This is a genomic window from Tistlia sp. (assembly GCF_040905785.1).
In the GTDB taxonomy this organism is placed as follows: domain Bacteria; phylum Pseudomonadota; class Alphaproteobacteria; order Kiloniellales; family DSM-21159; genus Tistlia.
On the sequence record NZ_JBBDQW010000044.1, the window covers coordinates 1 to 14,612 of the forward strand.

Consider the following 14,612-nt stretch of genomic DNA (forward strand, 5'->3'; position numbering starts at 1 on the left):
CCGCCTACCTCGCAAACTCAGGATACGCTTCCGCCTAAGGTGGGAACGCTCTAGCTCTTGGTCGCGTCGGCGGCGGTCTCCTCGACGCCGGCCTCTTCGGCCGGAGCCGCGGCGGTCGCCTCCATCTCGACGAGCTGCTCGGCGCAGAGCTCGCCGGCGCCGTCGATCGGCTCTTCCATTCCGACCGGCGTCACCCAGCCGGCCTCGGCCAGGAAGCGGTCCTGTGCCCAGGAGCTCTCCTCCTTGAGCGCGGCGAGGTTGACCGCGAACTCGGGGCTGCTGGCGAAGCGCTCGACGCAGATCGAAGCGGCGAGCTGGGCGCGGCCGTCTTCGCGCCCGGCCTGGGCCATCTGCTGCGCGGTTCCGCCAGTAACCCAGCCGCCGACCGTAAAGCCGAGGACAACGGTCAAAGCAACCGAGCCGGCACAGGACCAGAACCACAACGTCTTCGAGGGCCTGAACTTCTCGAACTTCTGGCGCATCTCGTTCTTATCACCCATCGTATAAGCCTCCTGTCGATTTTTATTCTATGATTCAATGGTCTGAATCTACGCGAATATGAATCCCAGGTCCACCCGAAGCCGGCATTATTATGTCCCTGCGGGGGCAAGAAAGGGCTCCGGCGGCTGCGAAGTCCGCCCTCCGCCGGGCATCGCGAAGCAGGGGCCTGACGCGCGGTGCGGAGGGAACAGGGGCCTCCCGGACGGCGTTCGGCGCGAGGGTGGATGCGCCGAGGAGTCCCATGGCCGGCAGCGAGCGGACGAAGGAGAGGCGCCGGCCTGCGGACGCCTCGCAAGCGGGGTCTCGGGCGAAGCTCGAGGCCGGATCCGAGGCGGCCGGACTCGAGCCGATGGAAGCGAAGTCCGTCGCCGCCCTGCCCGAAGGTCCGGGCTGGCAGTACGAGCCGAAGTGGGACGGCTTCCGCTGCCTGGCCTGGCGTGCCGGCGTGGCGGTCACCCTGACCGCCAAGTCGGGCAAGCCGCTGGCGCGCTACTTTCCCGAGGTCGTGGCGCTGCTCCGGGGCCTGCCCCTGGAGCGCTTCCTGCTCGACGGCGAGCTGGTCGTGCCGCTCGAAGGCAAGCTGTCCTTCGACGCCCTGCAGCAGCGCCTGCACCCGGCCGAGAGCCGGGTGCGCCGCCTCGCCGCCGAGACGCCGGCCAGCCTCCTGCTCTTCGACTGCCTGCTCGATCCCGAGGGTGGCAGCCTGCTCGCCGAGCCGCTGAGCGCGCGCCGCGCCGCCCTGGAGCGCCTCTACCGCGCCCTGCCCGCCCCCGGCGACGAGGGCCCCGGCGACGAGGGCCCCGCCGGCGAGGGGCCCCGGCTGCGCCTCTCGCCCGCGACCCGCGAGCTGAGCGAGGCCCGGGCCTGGCTTCAGGAGGCCGGCGGCGCGCTCGACGGCGTCGTCGCCAAGCGCCTCGAGGCGCCCTACCGGCCCGGCGAGCGGGCCATGCTCAAGGTCAAGTGCCTGCGCACCGCCGACTGCGTCGTCGGCGGCTTCCGCTACGCCGCCGAGGGCAAGGACAAGGGCGACGCCAAGGGCGGGGGCAAGGGCCTGGTCGGCTCGCTGCTGCTCGGCCTCCACGACGGCGAGGGCCGGCTGCACCACGTCGGCTTCACCTCGGGCCTCGCGGCAAAGGACAAGCCGGCGCTGACCCGCCGCCTGGAGGCGCTGGTCGAGCCGCCCGGCTTCACCGGCAAGGCGCCCGGCGGCCCGAGCCGCTGGGCCAGCGCCCGCGACGCCGAATGGCAGCCGCTGCGGCCCGAGCTGGTCGTCGAGGTCCGCTACGACCAGGTCACCGGCGACCGCTTCCGCCACGGCACCCGGCTGCTGCGCTGGCGCCTCGACAAGGCGCCGCGGCAGTGCACCTTCGAGCAGCTGGAGCGCGCGGCCCGCCCGGAAGAGCTCGAGCGGCTGTGGGGGCGCTGACGGCAGCCGCCCCCTGCTCGTACCGCTGCGCCGGTCGCGACGCCCCTGGCCTGGGACGAGCCGGCGCCCGCCCCGACCCTCCCCGCCGCCCCCTGGCGGCGACGCGCGATCCGGCCCAGGATGGGCTCATGAAGCCGCTCGCCGACCTTCTCAACGGCCGCCTGCCCCTGGCCCGCGCGCTGTGGCGCTGGGCCCTGCTCTACGGGACCCTGATCAACCTCGCGGGCCTCCTCGCGGCCCTGGCGGCGGTCGCGGCCGGCGCCCCGGCCCCGCTGGCCCTGGCCCTCTTCCTGCTGCCCCTGGCCTACGTCGCGGTCGCCGTCGTCGGCGTCTGGCGCAGCGCCGGACAGGACGGCGTGCCGGCGCGCGAGGCTTCGGGGGCGCGGGTGACGGTGCTGCTGTGGGCGGTGGCGATGCTGGTGGTGTGAGGGGCGGGAATGAATCGGGAGCGACCCTGCCTCCTCCGCGACGGTTGCGCGCTCGACGGCGGCGCGGCGACACAAGGTGTTCAGTGCGCGGGCTCTCCCGTGAATTCGAGCCTTTGCCAAGTGCAGCGCAGCGAGGTGGCTGTGGTTAGCTCTCGCATGTGACCGGAGTAACGAAATCTCTGGGCTTTACGGCGAGAACCGAGCAATCGATCTTGCTCAAGATGGTCTCCGCAGTATTACCGATGAATATTCCCGGGATACCGGCGCGGGCCACAGTCCCCATTATGATCAGGTCAACTCTTAGCACGTGGACAATTTTCAGAATAACCTCGTCTGGCGGCCCTTTCACTACATGCGTCTTGCGTTTCAGCGAGTCGTAGGCTCCAGGGCCGATCCATTGCCTGGACTTGCGCAGCAGCCGCTCGAGCCAAAGCCGATGCCGATGGCCGACCTCGCGAACATAAGAATTCACTTCTTCTTCATCGGCGTCCGTCCGAGAACCTCTCAGGACGTTCTCACCCATTGCCTCCCAAGCGTGCGCGATGTGGAGTTCACTGGCTTCCTGACGTGCGAGCGAACCCGCCAATTCGAGTATCATCCGATTGAGGGGCTCATCGGTGTCTCGACCGGAAGGATCGAGTTCATTGAAGTGCACACAGGCCATCACCCGCCGGATCGAAGAAGGATCGGTCGACTTGATGAGCCAGACCGGACAGGGGCACTTCCGAAGCAGATGCATGTCGGTCGAGCCGAACAGCAAAGCCTTCGTGCTGTCGTCGTCATCCACCGACTTCACAACGAGATCACATTCGTTGCGTATGACCTCGCGTATCACCGCCAGAAAGGGTTTGCCTTCTAGGATTCTAGCCTCGACCTTCACACGGTGCGAAACCCATGCGCACAACCGGTCCAGCGCGGCCTGAAGTTCATTGCGCTGCACTTGCCTTAGCTTATCGGGCGCCGGTCGCATCAGGTAAGATGGCAGGTGTTCCAGCACCATGACGACCGTCAACCGGGCGTTGTTTCTCTCTGCGAGGCCGACGGCATGATGAAACGCTTGCAGGACTAATCCAGACGGGTCGGCCACATACAGAATGTTCTTAAAACGCTTCATTCTGTCTTCTGCGAGCCGACCGACCCAGTTCACGATACTTAACAATATTACACATAGCTCGGCCCAAAATTGATCTATATCAAGGACGCTCAGAGATGTTCAGATAAATTTATCTGAAATCTACGGCGACGGGACGCGCCATCCCGGATCTCTGACTATGCCTCTTAGCGGGCCAGCCATGACCAGCCACGAGGTCGCGGCGCATCTAACGGTCAGCGGGGCGACCGTCCGCTTCTGGAGTCAGGAGGGGTAACTGCGGGAAGTCAGGCTTAGCCGAGAGTTGCGGGTGGTCTTCAAGGATCTGGAGGCGTTCGTCGATGTCCACGCAGCCCCGCCTGCAGCCGAAGAGATCAAGGATCCTGACAACGTGACCACTTTGGAAGCGGACGTGCACGCCTCTTTCTGCTGTCGGCTGCCCTGACAGATGCTTTGAAAATCGGAGGCATTATTGAAGATTGTTCAGCCGAGAAGCACGCAGAATGCAGCAACGCCTCGTCCAAACCTCCAGCCGCCCTGGCACGCGATTCCAGCTGAAGAGGCCGTAGCGGCACGTCGCGCCGTGACGGGCGGCCTGAGCGATGAGGAAGCCTTCGAGCGGCTTGCCCAATTCGGCCCGAACCGATTGCCGCCGCCGAAGGCGCGCGGACCGCTGATCCGTTTCCTGGCACAGTTCAACAATCTGCTGATTTACGTCTTACTGGGGGCAGCGGCGCTTACTGGAGCTCTAGGCCACTGGACAGACACCATCGTCATCCTGGCCGTTGCAGTCGTCAATGCGGCGATTGGCTTCGTGCAGGAAGGCAAGGCAGAGAAGGCGCTGCAGGCGATCAAGCAAATGCTGTCGCCACGCGCGACCGTCCTGCGCAACGATCATCGGAAGTCGGTGCCGGCCGAGAACCTCGTGCCCGGCGATCTGGTTCTTCTCGAATCCGGTGACAAGGTCCCCGCGGACATTCGCCTCACGCGCGTCAAGGGGCTGAGGGTGCAGGAGGCCGCCTTAACCGGCGAGTCCGTCCCCGTGGACAAATCCATTCATCCGGTGCCAGCCGCTGCACCGCTGGGAGATCGCGCTTCCATGGCCTATGCCGGCACGCTCGTGGCAGCCGGACAGGGCACGGGGGTCGTTGTCGAGACCGGGCCATCCATGGAGATCGGCCGCATCAGCGACATGCTGACCGAAGTTCAGGAACTCAGCACCCCGCTCTTACGCCAGATGAACATATTCGCCCGCTGGCTTACCGTTGCCATCCTCGTGATGGCGGGCTTGGTCTTCGCGTTCGGGGTCATGCTGCGGGGGTTCGCGCCAGCGGAAATGTTCATGGTCGTCGTCGGGCTCGCCGTGGCGGCGATTCCCGAAGGTCTTCCGGCCATCCTCACGGTGACGTTCGCTATCGGCGTTCAGCGCATGGCGGCGCGCAATGCGATTACGCGACGTTTGCCGGCTGTCGAGACGCTGGGCTCGGTGTCGATCATCTGTTCGGACAAGACCGGGACGCTGACACGCAACGAAATGACGGTACGCTCGGTTGCAGCGGGCGCCCATCTCTTCGAAGTCAGTGGTGTCGGCTATGAGCCGCGCGGAGGTTTCAGTCTCGACGGTCGGGAGACGATACCGGAGCATCGTCCGTTGCTTCTGGAACTCGCGCGCGCCGCCGCACTCTGCAACGATTCGGCCCTGCATGATAAGGCCGGGCATTGGATTGTCGAAGGCGACCCGATGGAAGGGGCGCTGTTGACCGCCGCCATCAAGGCGGGGCTCGATCTGGCGCTCGAATCCCAAACGTTTCCACGCACCGACCTGATCCCTTTCGACGCCGATCACCGCTTCATGGCGACCCTGCACCACAGCCATACGGGCGATGGCTTCATTTATCTAAAGGGAGCCCCCGAACGCGTCATAGAGATGTGCGCCTGCCAGCGTGGCCGTGACGGCGATCAGACGATCGACCCGGCTTACTGGCACGCCAGAATCGAGAAGATGGCGGAGCAAGGGCAGCGCGTTCTGGCGGTTGCCATCAAGGCGACGAGCCGGCGGGAACTCCGTTTCGCGGACGTGGAGGGTGACTTCACGCTTCTTGGCCTTCTTGGCCTCATTGATCCACCGCGCGACGAAGCCATCGCCGCCGTCGCCGAATGTCAGTCTGCCGGTATCCGGGTCAAGATGATCACCGGTGATCATGGCGGGACGGCGCGCGCCATCGCGCGGCAGCTGGGCTTGGCCAACCATCAGGATGTGCTGACTGGCGCTGACCTCGACAGGATGAGTGACGAGGCGCTGACCAAGCGTGCGCCCGAGATTGATGTCTTTGCCCGAACGAGCCCGGGGCACAAGCTCCGGCTCGTGCGCGCCTTTCAGGCAAGCGGTTATGTCGTCGCAATGACGGGGGATGGAGTGAACGACGCACCCGCCCTAAAGCAGGCGAACGTCGGGATCGCGATGGGCCGAAACGGAACCGAGGCCGCCAAGGAAGCCGCTGAGATGGTCCTGGCCGATGACAATTTCGCGTCGATCGGTGCTGCAGTACGCGAGGGGCGTACCGTCTACGACAATTTGAAGAAAGCCATTATCTTTCTCTTGCCGATCAACGGTGGTGAATCCTTCTCTATCATCGGGGCGATGTTGCTCGGGCTCACACTGCCGATCACGCCGCTACAGATTCTCTGGGTCAATATGGTAAGCTCGGTGGGCCTAGCCATGGCGTTGGCCTTCGAGCCTGCGGAGAGCGATGTTATGAAACGCGCACCGCGCCCGCCTCGCGAACCCATGCTTTCCGGGTTCTTGCTCTGGCGCGTGGTATTCGTTTCAATGTTGTTCTTTGCCGGCATCTTCGGCATGTTTGCCTGGTCACAGGCAAACGGCTCAACGACCGAAGAATCCAGAACCTATGCCGTGAACACGCTGGTCGTAATGGAGATATTCTATCTGTTCAGCGTGCGGTTCCTGCGGGCACCTTCTTTTACGCTGAAGGGTATGCAGGGCACGCGACCCGTCCTGATCGCGCTTACCGTAGTTGCGACACTGCAGCTTATCTTCACGTATGCACCATTCATGGAGGCATTCTTCGACGCTCGCCCTGTAGATTTCGTTCACGGTGCGGAAATCATTGGCATAGGGATCGTGCTGTTCGCCATTCTCGAGATTGAGAAGTGGTTGCGTCTCCGCCTGAGCAGCCGTGCCAGGCAACCTACGGAGAAACCTCCGGTTTCCGGGGCCGCCGGCGAGGCCGGAATGGGCTCCAGACGCTACTGACGGCCTTGAGAGGCACAGCTACCGCGGCGTCGATCCGACTTGGCGCCACCGGGCAAGCATCTATGACGAGACCGCCGCCGCCGATCTGCCGCAGGAACAGCCCTACGGTCAGACCAATACCGTCTCAGAACGCGCCACCGACCGTCTTCGGGGCAGGATCCGCCCTCCCGCCGTATCTCGCCTCCCCCCCCTTCTCCCCCACCCAACCCCGTGCTTCACTGCCGCGCATGGTGCTGCGCCCCAACCTCGCCTCGCGCTCGATCATCGGGCAGCTCACGACCTTCGTGGCGGTGGCGGAGACGCGTTCCTTCCGGGCGGCGGCGGAGCAGATCGGGCGCTCGCAGCCGGCGGTGACGGCCCAGGTCAACCAGCTGGAGGCGCTGCTCGGCGTGCGCCTCTTCACCCGCACCACGCGCCAGGTGGCGCCGACCCTGGCCGGGCGCGAGCTGCTGGCGCGGGCCAAGCGCCTGGTCGTCGAGACCGACGAGCTGATCCGCGACTTCCAGAGCCACGGCGCCCTGACCCAGGGCCGGGTCGCGATCTCCTCCTCGCCGACGCTGGCGACCGGCCTGATCGCGCGCGCCCTGGTCCACTTCGAGCGGGAGCATCCCGGCATCGCGGTCTCGATCCGGGAGGACTTCGCCGACGAGCTGTTCGAGGCGCTGGCGACCGGCCACGTCGAGATCGGCATCGGACCCTACAGCCAGGTGCCCGAGCGCCTGGCCTTCCGGCCGGTGCTGGAGCAGCCCTTCCTGCTGATCGTGCCGCGCGGCCACGCCCTGGCGCGCCGGCGGCGCCTGACGTTCGGCGAGCTCGAGGGCCAGCCGATGGTCTGCCCGGCGACCGGCACGACGGCGCGCAGCCTGATCGAGGCGGCGGCGCGGGCGGCCGGCTTCGCGCTGACGGTGAAGTGCGAGACCATGCAGTACCAGACGGTCGCCTCCATGGTCGCGGCCGGCCTCGGCATCACCGTCATGCCGGCGGTCGACCGGCGCGTGCTGGCCGCCCTCGACCTGGTCGCCCTGCCCTTCGCCGACCTCGACCTGTTCCGGGAGGTCGGCGTGATCTCGCGCCGCCACGAGGAGCCCTCGCCGGCGGCGCGAGCCTTCCTGTCCCTGCTGTCGCGCCTGACCGTCGAGGCCGGCGAGCTGGAGCGCGACGGGCTGCGGCCGCTCTCGGCCGGGCGTTGATCCATTATGCGGATCAATCCATCACCCTTTTGAGTTTGTCCCTTATCAATTCCTGCCTCAGACTTGCTTGATTGAACCGACGGGCCGCGAGAGTCCGCGGGACCCCTCGGGAGGATCGATGCGGCTTTTTTGGAATCCGACCTCGCCCTTCGTGCGCAAGGTCTCGGTGGTGTTGTTGGAGCTCGGCCTCGACCGGCAGGTCGAGTACGTCGAAACCAATCCGCGCGACGCCGCGAGCGGCTTCTGGGAAGCCAACCCCCTGGCCAAGATCCCGGCCTTCGAGCGCGACGACGGCTTGGTGCTGTTCGATTCGCCGGTGATCTGCGCCTGGCTCGACGAGACTTACGGCGGCGGCCGGCTCTCGGGCCAGGGCGACGACCGCTGGCGCGTCCTGACCCTGACGGCGCTCGCCGACGGCGTGCTCGACGCCGGCGTCCTGGCGCGCCAGGAGGGCCTGCGCCCGGAAGCGGAGCGCTCGGCCGCCTGGGTCGACAAGCAGGTCGGCATCGCCACGCGCGGCCTCGACCGCCTCGACGCCTGCGCCGAGCAGTTCGGCGACGGCGTGGACCTCGCCTCGATCACCGTCGGCTGCGCCGTCGCCTGGCTCGGCTTCCGCCACCCGCAGATCGACTGGCTGCAGGGCCGCGGGCGGCTCGCCGCCTGGTACCGGAGCTTCTCCGAACGGCCCTCGATGGCGGCCACGGTCCCGGGTTGAGCAGGGCCGGGCCGACGGAGGGCGGAGGCCGATAGAAGTCAACGCTTTTCAGAATGCGCGCCCGGCAAAGGGCGCGCGAAACCCCAGGGAGGACAGCAGCATGAAGATCGGACGCCGCAAGGTCATCGCCGGCATGGGCATGAGCGCGGGCGCGCTCGCGCTCGGTTTCGGGGCGCGCCCGCTGCGCGCCCAGCAGGTCGAGGTCACGGTCGCCCACGGCAGCCCGCTGACCCACGTCATCTCGACGCAGGGCGTGCAGAACTGGATGGACCGGGTCACCGACCTGACCGGCGACGCGGTGAAGTTCAACTACTTCCCGACCGGCCAGATCGCCCAGCTGCGCGAGCTGCTGTCGGCGCTGCAAAACGGCGTCGCCGACTTCGTGCCGATCCCGGTCGGCTACGTCTCCGACAAGCTGCCGCTCAACGGCGTCTCGATGCTGCCCGGCCTGGGCGCGACCTCGAAGGCCATCGTCACCGCCCACGGCAAGGGGCTGGAAGGCGGCCCGCTGGCCGAGGAGTTCGCGGCCGCCCAGGCCAAGCCGCTGTGGGTCATGGCCTTTCCGCCCTACCAGATCGTCTCGACCGGCGCGGCCATCAAGACGCTCGAGGACTTCCAGGGCAAGGTGCTGCGCTCGGCCGGCGGCAGCATGAACCTGGTGATCGACTCCCTGGGCGCCGCCCCGGCCGAGATCCCGGTCAGCGACATGTACGTGGCGCTGGAGCGCGGCACCGCCGGCGGCACCATCTCGGCGCTGTCGAGCCTGAAGCCCTACAAGGTCGACGAGATCATGACCTCGGCCAGCACCAACGGCTCCTTCGGCACCTTCGTCAACATCTTCGCCGCCAACACCGCGACCTGGGACCGCCTGCCCAAGGAGATCCAGGACGCCATGGTCCAGGCCGGCGAGGACACCCAGGCATCGGCCTCGAGCTTCATGGACGCGGAGATCGACGGGCTGATCGAGGAGTTCGAGGCGGGCGGCAAGGACATGTACGCCTTCGCGCCCGACCAGCTGGAGGCGATCAACGCGCGCCTCGCCGTGGTCCACGACGACTGGGTCAAGCGGCTCGACGACCGCGGCCTGCCGGCCGGGCAGGTGCTGGCCGACTTCCGCGCGGCGGTCGCCGGCTGAGACCGGGAGGGCGGCGGCGGAACGGGGCGGCGGCGATGGTCTACGCGGGGGCCTACGCGGGCTGGCATGCCTGGATCGACCGGCGGCTCGCCGTGGTCGAGACCTGCGGGGCGATCGTCGCCGGCGTCGTCCTGGTGGCGATGATGCTGCTGGTCTCGGCCGACGCCATCCTGCGCCACGCCTTCTCCGCCCCCCTGACCTTCCAGCTGACCCTGACCGAGAGCTACCTGCTGGTCGCCATGGCGATGCTGGCGCTGCCCTGGGGCTATCGCAAGGGCGGCACGATCCAGGTCCGCCTGCTGCTCGACGCCTGTCCCAGGGCCTTCAACAACGTCGTGATCCGCATCGCCCTGCTGTCGGCCTCGGCCTACCTGGCGGCGCTCGCCTGGTTCGGCTGGCGGCGCTTCCACGAGGCCTTCGTCGAGGGCCACGTCACCATGGGCGTGATCGACTGGCCGGTCGACTGGTCCTGGGTCTGGGTCCCGATCGGCTGCGGCCTGCTGTCCCTGCGCGTGCTGCTCGACGCCGTCGCGCCGGTGCTGCGCCCGATCGGCAGCGACCACGAGGGCGAGATCGAGCCGGCGGAACCCCTATGAACATCCTGCCCCTATGACGATTCTGCTCGGCGTCGCCCTGCTGCTGGGGCTGATCGCGCTCGGCTTCCCGATCGCCTTCGCGCTCGGCATCGCCGGCACGCTCTGCCTGCTGGTGATCGCGCCGGCGCCGGTGCTGCCGGGCCTGATGGAGGGCGTCGTCCACCACACGACGGCGAACTTCGTGCTGCTGACCATCCCGATGTTCGTGCTGATGAGCGAGGTGCTCAGCGCCGGCGGCGTCGCCCGCGACCTGATGCTGGCCTGCGGGCGCCTGCTGCGGCGGGTGCGCGGGGGCCTCGCGATCACCGCCGTGATGGCCGGCGCCGTGCTGGCCGCCGCCTCCGGCAGCAGCACCGCCGCGGTCGCCGCCATCGCGCGCTCGACCTTCCCGACCATGAAGGCGCTCGGCTACCAGCCCGGCTTCGCGGTCGGCACGATCTCGGTCGCCGGCACCCTGGCGATCATGATCCCGCCCTCGATCGCCTTCGTCGTCTACGGCATCATCTCCGAGGAATCGATCGGCAAGCTGTTCATCGCCGGCATCCTGCCGGGCCTGCTGACCGCCGCCGGCTACATCCTCACCATCACCCTCTGCGTCTGGGCGCGCCCGGAGCTGGCGCCCCGCCGCCAGGACCGGCCGGTCGAGCTGGTCGACGGCAAGCCGGCCGCCGAGGAGCGCGGCCGGGTCTGGCCGGTGCTGCTGCTGATCGTGGTGGTCCTGGGCGCGCTCTACAGTGGTGTGGCGACACCGAGCGAGGTCGGGGCGCTGGGCGCGCTCGGCGCCCTCGTCATCACGCTCGCCATGCGCCGGCTGAACGGCCGCGGCTTCGCCGAGGCGATCGGGCACACGCTGCGCGCCAGCACGATGATCATCTCGATCATCTTCGGCGCGGTGCTGTTCGGCTACTTCATGGCCTTCACCCAGGTCACCGGCGAGATCCTGGACTGGATCGCCCGCAGCGAGCTGTCGCCGCACCTGGTGCTGGCGCTGATCCTGGTCTTCTACGTGCTGCTCGGCATGTTCATGGACCAGTTCGCGATCATCGTGCTGACCGTGCCGATCACCCACGCGATCGCCACCGGCCTGGGCTTCGACGGCATCTGGTTCGGCGTGCTGATCGTCAAGACCGCGGAGATCGGCCTGATCACGCCGCCCGTCGGTCTCAACATCTTCATCGCCTCGGCCTCGACCGGCGTGCCGACCCGCCAGGGCTTCGCCGGGGTGCTGCCCTTCGTGGTGACGGAGATCGTGCTGCTGGTCATCCTGGTCGCCTTTCCCTCGATCACCCTGTTCCTGCCGAACCTGATGCGCTGAGGAGACGACGCCTTGCCCTTGCCCCCACCCGCCCGCGAGCCCCGGCCATGAGGCTGGTCACCTTCGAGAGCGCCGGCGTCGCGCGCGTCGGCCTGCTGCGCAACGAGCGCGTGGTCGACCTGGCGGAGCTGCTCGACGAACCCGTCGCGGACATGATCGCCCTGCTCGCCGGCGGCCTCGACCGCCTGCGCACGGCGGCCGAGGCGCCGGAGCTGGTCGACGGCCTGCCGCTCGACCAGGTCAGGCTGCTGGCGCCCCTGCCGCGGCCGGGCAAGGTCATCGGCGTCGGCCGCAACTACGGCGCCCACGCCGCCGAGGGCGGCCTGGAGGCCCAGGAGAAGCCGCGCCTCTTCACCAAGGTGCCCTCCTCGGTGATCGGCCCGGGCGCGCCGATCGAGAAGCCCGCCGCGGTCACCAAGCTCGACTGGGAGGCCGAGCTGGCGGTGGTCGTCGGCCGGCGCATGCGCGACGTGCCGGAGGAGGACGCTCTCGCCCACGTCGCCGGCTACACGCTGCTCAACGACGTCTCGGCGCGCGAATTCCAGTTCGACGTCAAGCCGCCGCAGACCAGCTTCGCCAAGTCGATGGACGGCTTCTGTCCGATGGGGCCCTGGCTGGTCACTGCCGACGAGCTGCCCGACCCGGGGCACCTGCAGGTGCGCTGCCGGGTCAACGGCGAGCTCATGCAGGACGGCAACACCGACGACATGATCTTCCCGGTGCCGGCGATCCTGTCCTACGTCAGCCGCTATATGACCCTGGAGCCGGGCGACGTCATCGCCACCGGCACGCCCGAAGGCGTCGGCGCCTTCCGCAAGCCGCCGGTCTACCTCCAGGTCGGCGACCGCGTCGCCGTCGAAATCCCCGAGATCGGCGTGCTGGAGAACCCGGTGATCGAGCGCGGAGGCCGGACGTGAGTACCGCCGACACGACACCGTGCTTCCCCGAGGCGCTGCTGCGCCGCCAGGCCGCCGCCATCCTGGGCGGCTGGGGCCTGGAGGGCGAGGCCCTGGAGGCCACGGTCGACGCGCTGATCGACTGCGACCTGCGCGGCATCGATTCCCACGGCATCTCGCTGCTGGCGCTCTTCTCCAACTGGATGAAGAGCGGCCAGTACGACTTTGCTGTAAAACCGAAAATCGAGATCGACGGCCCCGGATACGCGACCGTCGACGCCGGCAACGGCCTGGGCTTTCCGGCCGCCGTCTTCGCGACGCGCCTGGCGGTCGAGAAGGCCAAGGCGCAGGGGATCGCGGCGGTCACGGTGCGCCGCTCGCACCATTTCGGCGCGGCCGGCTACTACGCTCGCCTCGCCGCCCGCGAAGGCGTCATCGCGCTGGTCGCGACCTCGACCAAGGTCGTCTGCGTGGTGCCGCCGGGCGGCGCCGAGCCGGTGCTGGGCACCAACCCGCTGGCCTACGGCATCCCGACCGCCGCGGGCGAGCCGATCGTCTTCGACATGGCGACCTCGACCGCGGCCGGCAACAAGATCCGGGTCCACCACCTGCAGGACAAGCCGCTGCCCGAGGGCTGGGTCGTCGACGGCGAGGGCCGGCCGGTGACCGACCCCCACGCCGCCTACCGGATCATCTACGAGGGCGCGCCCGGCGGCCTGACCTCCCTGGGCGCGACGCCGGCGCTCGGCGTCCACAAGGGCTACGGCCTGGGCCTGCTGGGGCACTTCCTCGGCGGCAGCCTGGCCGGCGGCGCCTTCCACGGCGCGGCGCGGCAGGCGGCCGGCAGCGAGGACAACATCGGCCACTGCTTCCTGGCCATCGACCCGGCCGTCTTCCGCGGCTTCGAAGCCTTCGCCGCCGACGTCGAGGGCGTCGCCGGGCGCCTGCGCGGCAGCACCCCGGTCGCGCCCGAGCGGCCGGTGCTGATGCCGGGCGACATCGAGAAGGCCATGCTGGAGCAGCGCCGGCGCGAGGGCGTGCCGCTGTCGGCGGCGCTGCTCGGGCAGCTCGAGGGCATCGCCGAGGGGCTCGGCGTGCCCTTCCACCTGGAGGCGGCAGCCGCCGCCTCGAACCGAGGGAGCCACTGAGGTGATCGATATCGTACCGACCGGGCAGGTCCTGGGCGCCACGATAGAGGGACTCGACCTGTCAAAGCCGCTGTCCGAGGCGGACTTCGAGCAGGTGCTGCGCGCGCTCGGCACGCACGGCGTGCTGCGCTTTCCCGGCCAGTCGCTCGACCCGGCCGCCCACAAGGCCTTCGCCGGCCGTTTCGGCAGCCTGGAGGTCAACGTCGCCGGCAGCTTCCAGGTCGAGGAGCATCCGGAAGTGATGATCCTCTCGAACATGGTCGAGGACGGCAAGCCGCTGGGCATCGCCGACGCCGGGCAGGACTGGCACACCGACATGTCCTACAGCGAGACGATCTCGCTGGCCAACGTGCTGCACGCCCTCAGGATACCGCGCGACGAGCAGGGCGAGCCGCTCGGCAACACCCAGTTCGCCAACATGCAGGCGGCCTACGAGGACCTGCCCGAGGCGCTCAAGCAGCGCCTCGCCGGCGCCACGGCCGAGCACGACTTCAACAAGTTCTGGGAGATGATGCGCCGCGAGAAGGGCAGCACCCGGCCGCCCCTGAGCGAGGCGCAGCGCCGCCGCAAGCCGCCGGTGCACCACCCGGTCTTCCTGCGCCACCCGATCACCGGCCGCCAGGTGCTCTACGCCAACCCCGGCTACACCGTGCGCATCGACGGCCTGCCCGAGGCCGAGAGCGACGAGATCCTGGACTTCCTGTTCCGCCACCAGCTCCAGAACCGGTACGTCTACACGCACCGCTGGACCGAGGGCGACGTGCTGATGTGGGACAACATCGGCTGCCTGCACAACGCCATCGCCGACTACCGGCCGGACCAGCACCGCTACATGCAGCGCTGCCAGGTCATGGCCGACTGGATCTTCGAGCACCCGCTCGCCGGCGCCGCCTGACGA

Annotated in this window: 14 protein-coding genes; 12 read left to right on the plus strand and 2 right to left on the minus strand. The window is 68.3% G+C overall.

Annotation, left to right across the window (positions count from 1 at the left end; all coding sequences use genetic code 11):
• Nucleotides 1-50: 50 nt before the first annotated feature.
• Entirely contained in the window at nucleotides 51-500 is a 450-nt protein-coding gene (locus tag WD341_RS10440) for a hypothetical protein (RefSeq protein WP_368425390.1), read from the minus strand.
• A gap of 350 nt (nucleotides 501-850) precedes the next feature.
• Here WD341_RS10440 and WD341_RS10445 point away from each other — a divergent pair, with 350 nt between their 5' ends.
• Both WD341_RS10445 and WD341_RS10450 read left to right on the plus strand, forming a co-directional pair.
• Complete coding sequence (locus WD341_RS10445; RefSeq protein WP_368425391.1) at nucleotides 851-1,927, plus strand: ATP-dependent DNA ligase; 1,077 nt, start codon at nucleotides 851-853, stop codon at nucleotides 1,925-1,927.
• A 128-nt stretch (nucleotides 1,928-2,055) separates the two neighbouring features.
• Complete coding sequence (locus tag WD341_RS10450) at nucleotides 2,056-2,355, plus strand: hypothetical protein (protein ID WP_368425392.1); 300 nt, start codon at nucleotides 2,056-2,058, stop codon at nucleotides 2,353-2,355.
• A gap of 145 nt (nucleotides 2,356-2,500) precedes the next feature.
• Here WD341_RS10450 and WD341_RS10455 read toward each other — a convergent pair whose 3' ends face one another.
• Complete coding sequence (locus WD341_RS10455; protein ID WP_368425393.1) at nucleotides 2,501-3,469, minus strand: universal stress protein; 969 nt, start codon at nucleotides 3,467-3,469, stop codon at nucleotides 2,501-2,503.
• A gap of 286 nt (nucleotides 3,470-3,755) precedes the next feature.
• Here WD341_RS10455 and WD341_RS10460 point away from each other — a divergent pair, with 286 nt between their 5' ends.
• From WD341_RS10460 to WD341_RS10505, 10 genes are all read left to right on the plus strand, one after another.
• A complete protein-coding gene (locus WD341_RS10460) occupies nucleotides 3,756-3,890 on the plus strand; it encodes a hypothetical protein (protein ID WP_368425394.1) in 135 nt (44 codons plus the stop codon).
• A 27-nt stretch (nucleotides 3,891-3,917) separates the two neighbouring features.
• Nucleotides 3,918-6,719, plus strand: coding sequence for a cation-transporting P-type ATPase (locus tag WD341_RS10465; RefSeq protein ID WP_368425395.1), 2,802 nt, complete (start codon nucleotides 3,918-3,920; stop codon nucleotides 6,717-6,719).
• A 227-nt stretch (nucleotides 6,720-6,946) separates the two neighbouring features.
• A complete protein-coding gene (locus WD341_RS10470; RefSeq protein ID WP_368425396.1) occupies nucleotides 6,947-7,909 on the plus strand; it encodes a LysR family transcriptional regulator in 963 nt (320 codons plus the stop codon).
• Between the two features lie 118 nt (nucleotides 7,910-8,027).
• On the plus strand, nucleotides 8,028-8,624 hold the full coding sequence (locus WD341_RS10475) for a glutathione S-transferase N-terminal domain-containing protein (RefSeq protein ID WP_368425397.1): 597 nt from the start codon (nucleotides 8,028-8,030) through the stop codon (nucleotides 8,622-8,624).
• A gap of 100 nt (nucleotides 8,625-8,724) precedes the next feature.
• Nucleotides 8,725-9,759 (plus strand): TRAP transporter substrate-binding protein DctP, encoded by a 1,035-nt coding sequence (gene dctP, locus WD341_RS10480; RefSeq protein WP_368425398.1) that lies wholly within the window; start codon nucleotides 8,725-8,727, stop codon nucleotides 9,757-9,759.
• A gap of 35 nt (nucleotides 9,760-9,794) precedes the next feature.
• Entirely contained in the window at nucleotides 9,795-10,355 is a 561-nt protein-coding gene (locus WD341_RS10485) for a TRAP transporter small permease (RefSeq protein WP_368425399.1), read from the plus strand.
• A gap of 13 nt (nucleotides 10,356-10,368) precedes the next feature.
• Nucleotides 10,369-11,670 (plus strand): TRAP transporter large permease, encoded by a 1,302-nt coding sequence (locus WD341_RS10490; RefSeq protein ID WP_368425400.1) that lies wholly within the window; start codon nucleotides 10,369-10,371, stop codon nucleotides 11,668-11,670.
• A 47-nt stretch (nucleotides 11,671-11,717) separates the two neighbouring features.
• Complete coding sequence (locus tag WD341_RS10495) at nucleotides 11,718-12,587, plus strand: fumarylacetoacetate hydrolase family protein (RefSeq protein WP_368425401.1); 870 nt, start codon at nucleotides 11,718-11,720, stop codon at nucleotides 12,585-12,587.
• The gene (locus tag WD341_RS10500) at nucleotides 12,584-13,714 is read left to right on the plus strand and encodes an Ldh family oxidoreductase (protein ID WP_368425402.1); all 1,131 of its coding nucleotides are present in this window, start codon (nucleotides 12,584-12,586) and stop codon (nucleotides 13,712-13,714) included. Before WD341_RS10495 ends, WD341_RS10500 begins: the two co-directional genes overlap by 4 nt.
• Nucleotide 13,715: 1 nt before the next feature.
• Nucleotides 13,716-14,609 (plus strand): TauD/TfdA dioxygenase family protein, encoded by an 894-nt coding sequence (locus tag WD341_RS10505; RefSeq protein ID WP_368425403.1) that lies wholly within the window; start codon nucleotides 13,716-13,718, stop codon nucleotides 14,607-14,609.
• Nucleotides 14,610-14,612: the final 3 nt, after the last annotated feature.

Bases quoted from the DNA above. Each gene is read 5' to 3' on its own strand.
- WD341_RS10440 (WP_368425390.1), bottom strand. From the start codon at position 500: ATGGGTGATAAGAACGAGATGCGCCAGAAGTTCGAGAAGTTCAGGCCC.
- WD341_RS10445 (WP_368425391.1), top strand. From the start codon at position 851: ATGGAAGCGAAGTCCGTCGCCGCCCTGCCCGAAGGTCCGGGCTGGCAG.
- WD341_RS10450 (WP_368425392.1), top strand. From the start codon at position 2,056: ATGAAGCCGCTCGCCGACCTTCTCAACGGCCGCCTGCCCCTGGCCCGC.
- WD341_RS10455 (WP_368425393.1), bottom strand. From the start codon at position 3,469: ATGAAGCGTTTTAAGAACATTCTGTATGTGGCCGACCCGTCTGGATTA.
- WD341_RS10470 (WP_368425396.1), top strand. From the start codon at position 6,947: ATGGTGCTGCGCCCCAACCTCGCCTCGCGCTCGATCATCGGGCAGCTC.
- WD341_RS10475 (WP_368425397.1), top strand. From the start codon at position 8,028: ATGCGGCTTTTTTGGAATCCGACCTCGCCCTTCGTGCGCAAGGTCTCG.
- dctP (WP_368425398.1), top strand. From the start codon at position 8,725: ATGAAGATCGGACGCCGCAAGGTCATCGCCGGCATGGGCATGAGCGCG.
- WD341_RS10485 (WP_368425399.1), top strand. From the start codon at position 9,795: ATGGTCTACGCGGGGGCCTACGCGGGCTGGCATGCCTGGATCGACCGG.
- WD341_RS10490 (WP_368425400.1), top strand. From the start codon at position 10,369: ATGACGATTCTGCTCGGCGTCGCCCTGCTGCTGGGGCTGATCGCGCTC.
- WD341_RS10495 (WP_368425401.1), top strand. From the start codon at position 11,718: ATGAGGCTGGTCACCTTCGAGAGCGCCGGCGTCGCGCGCGTCGGCCTG.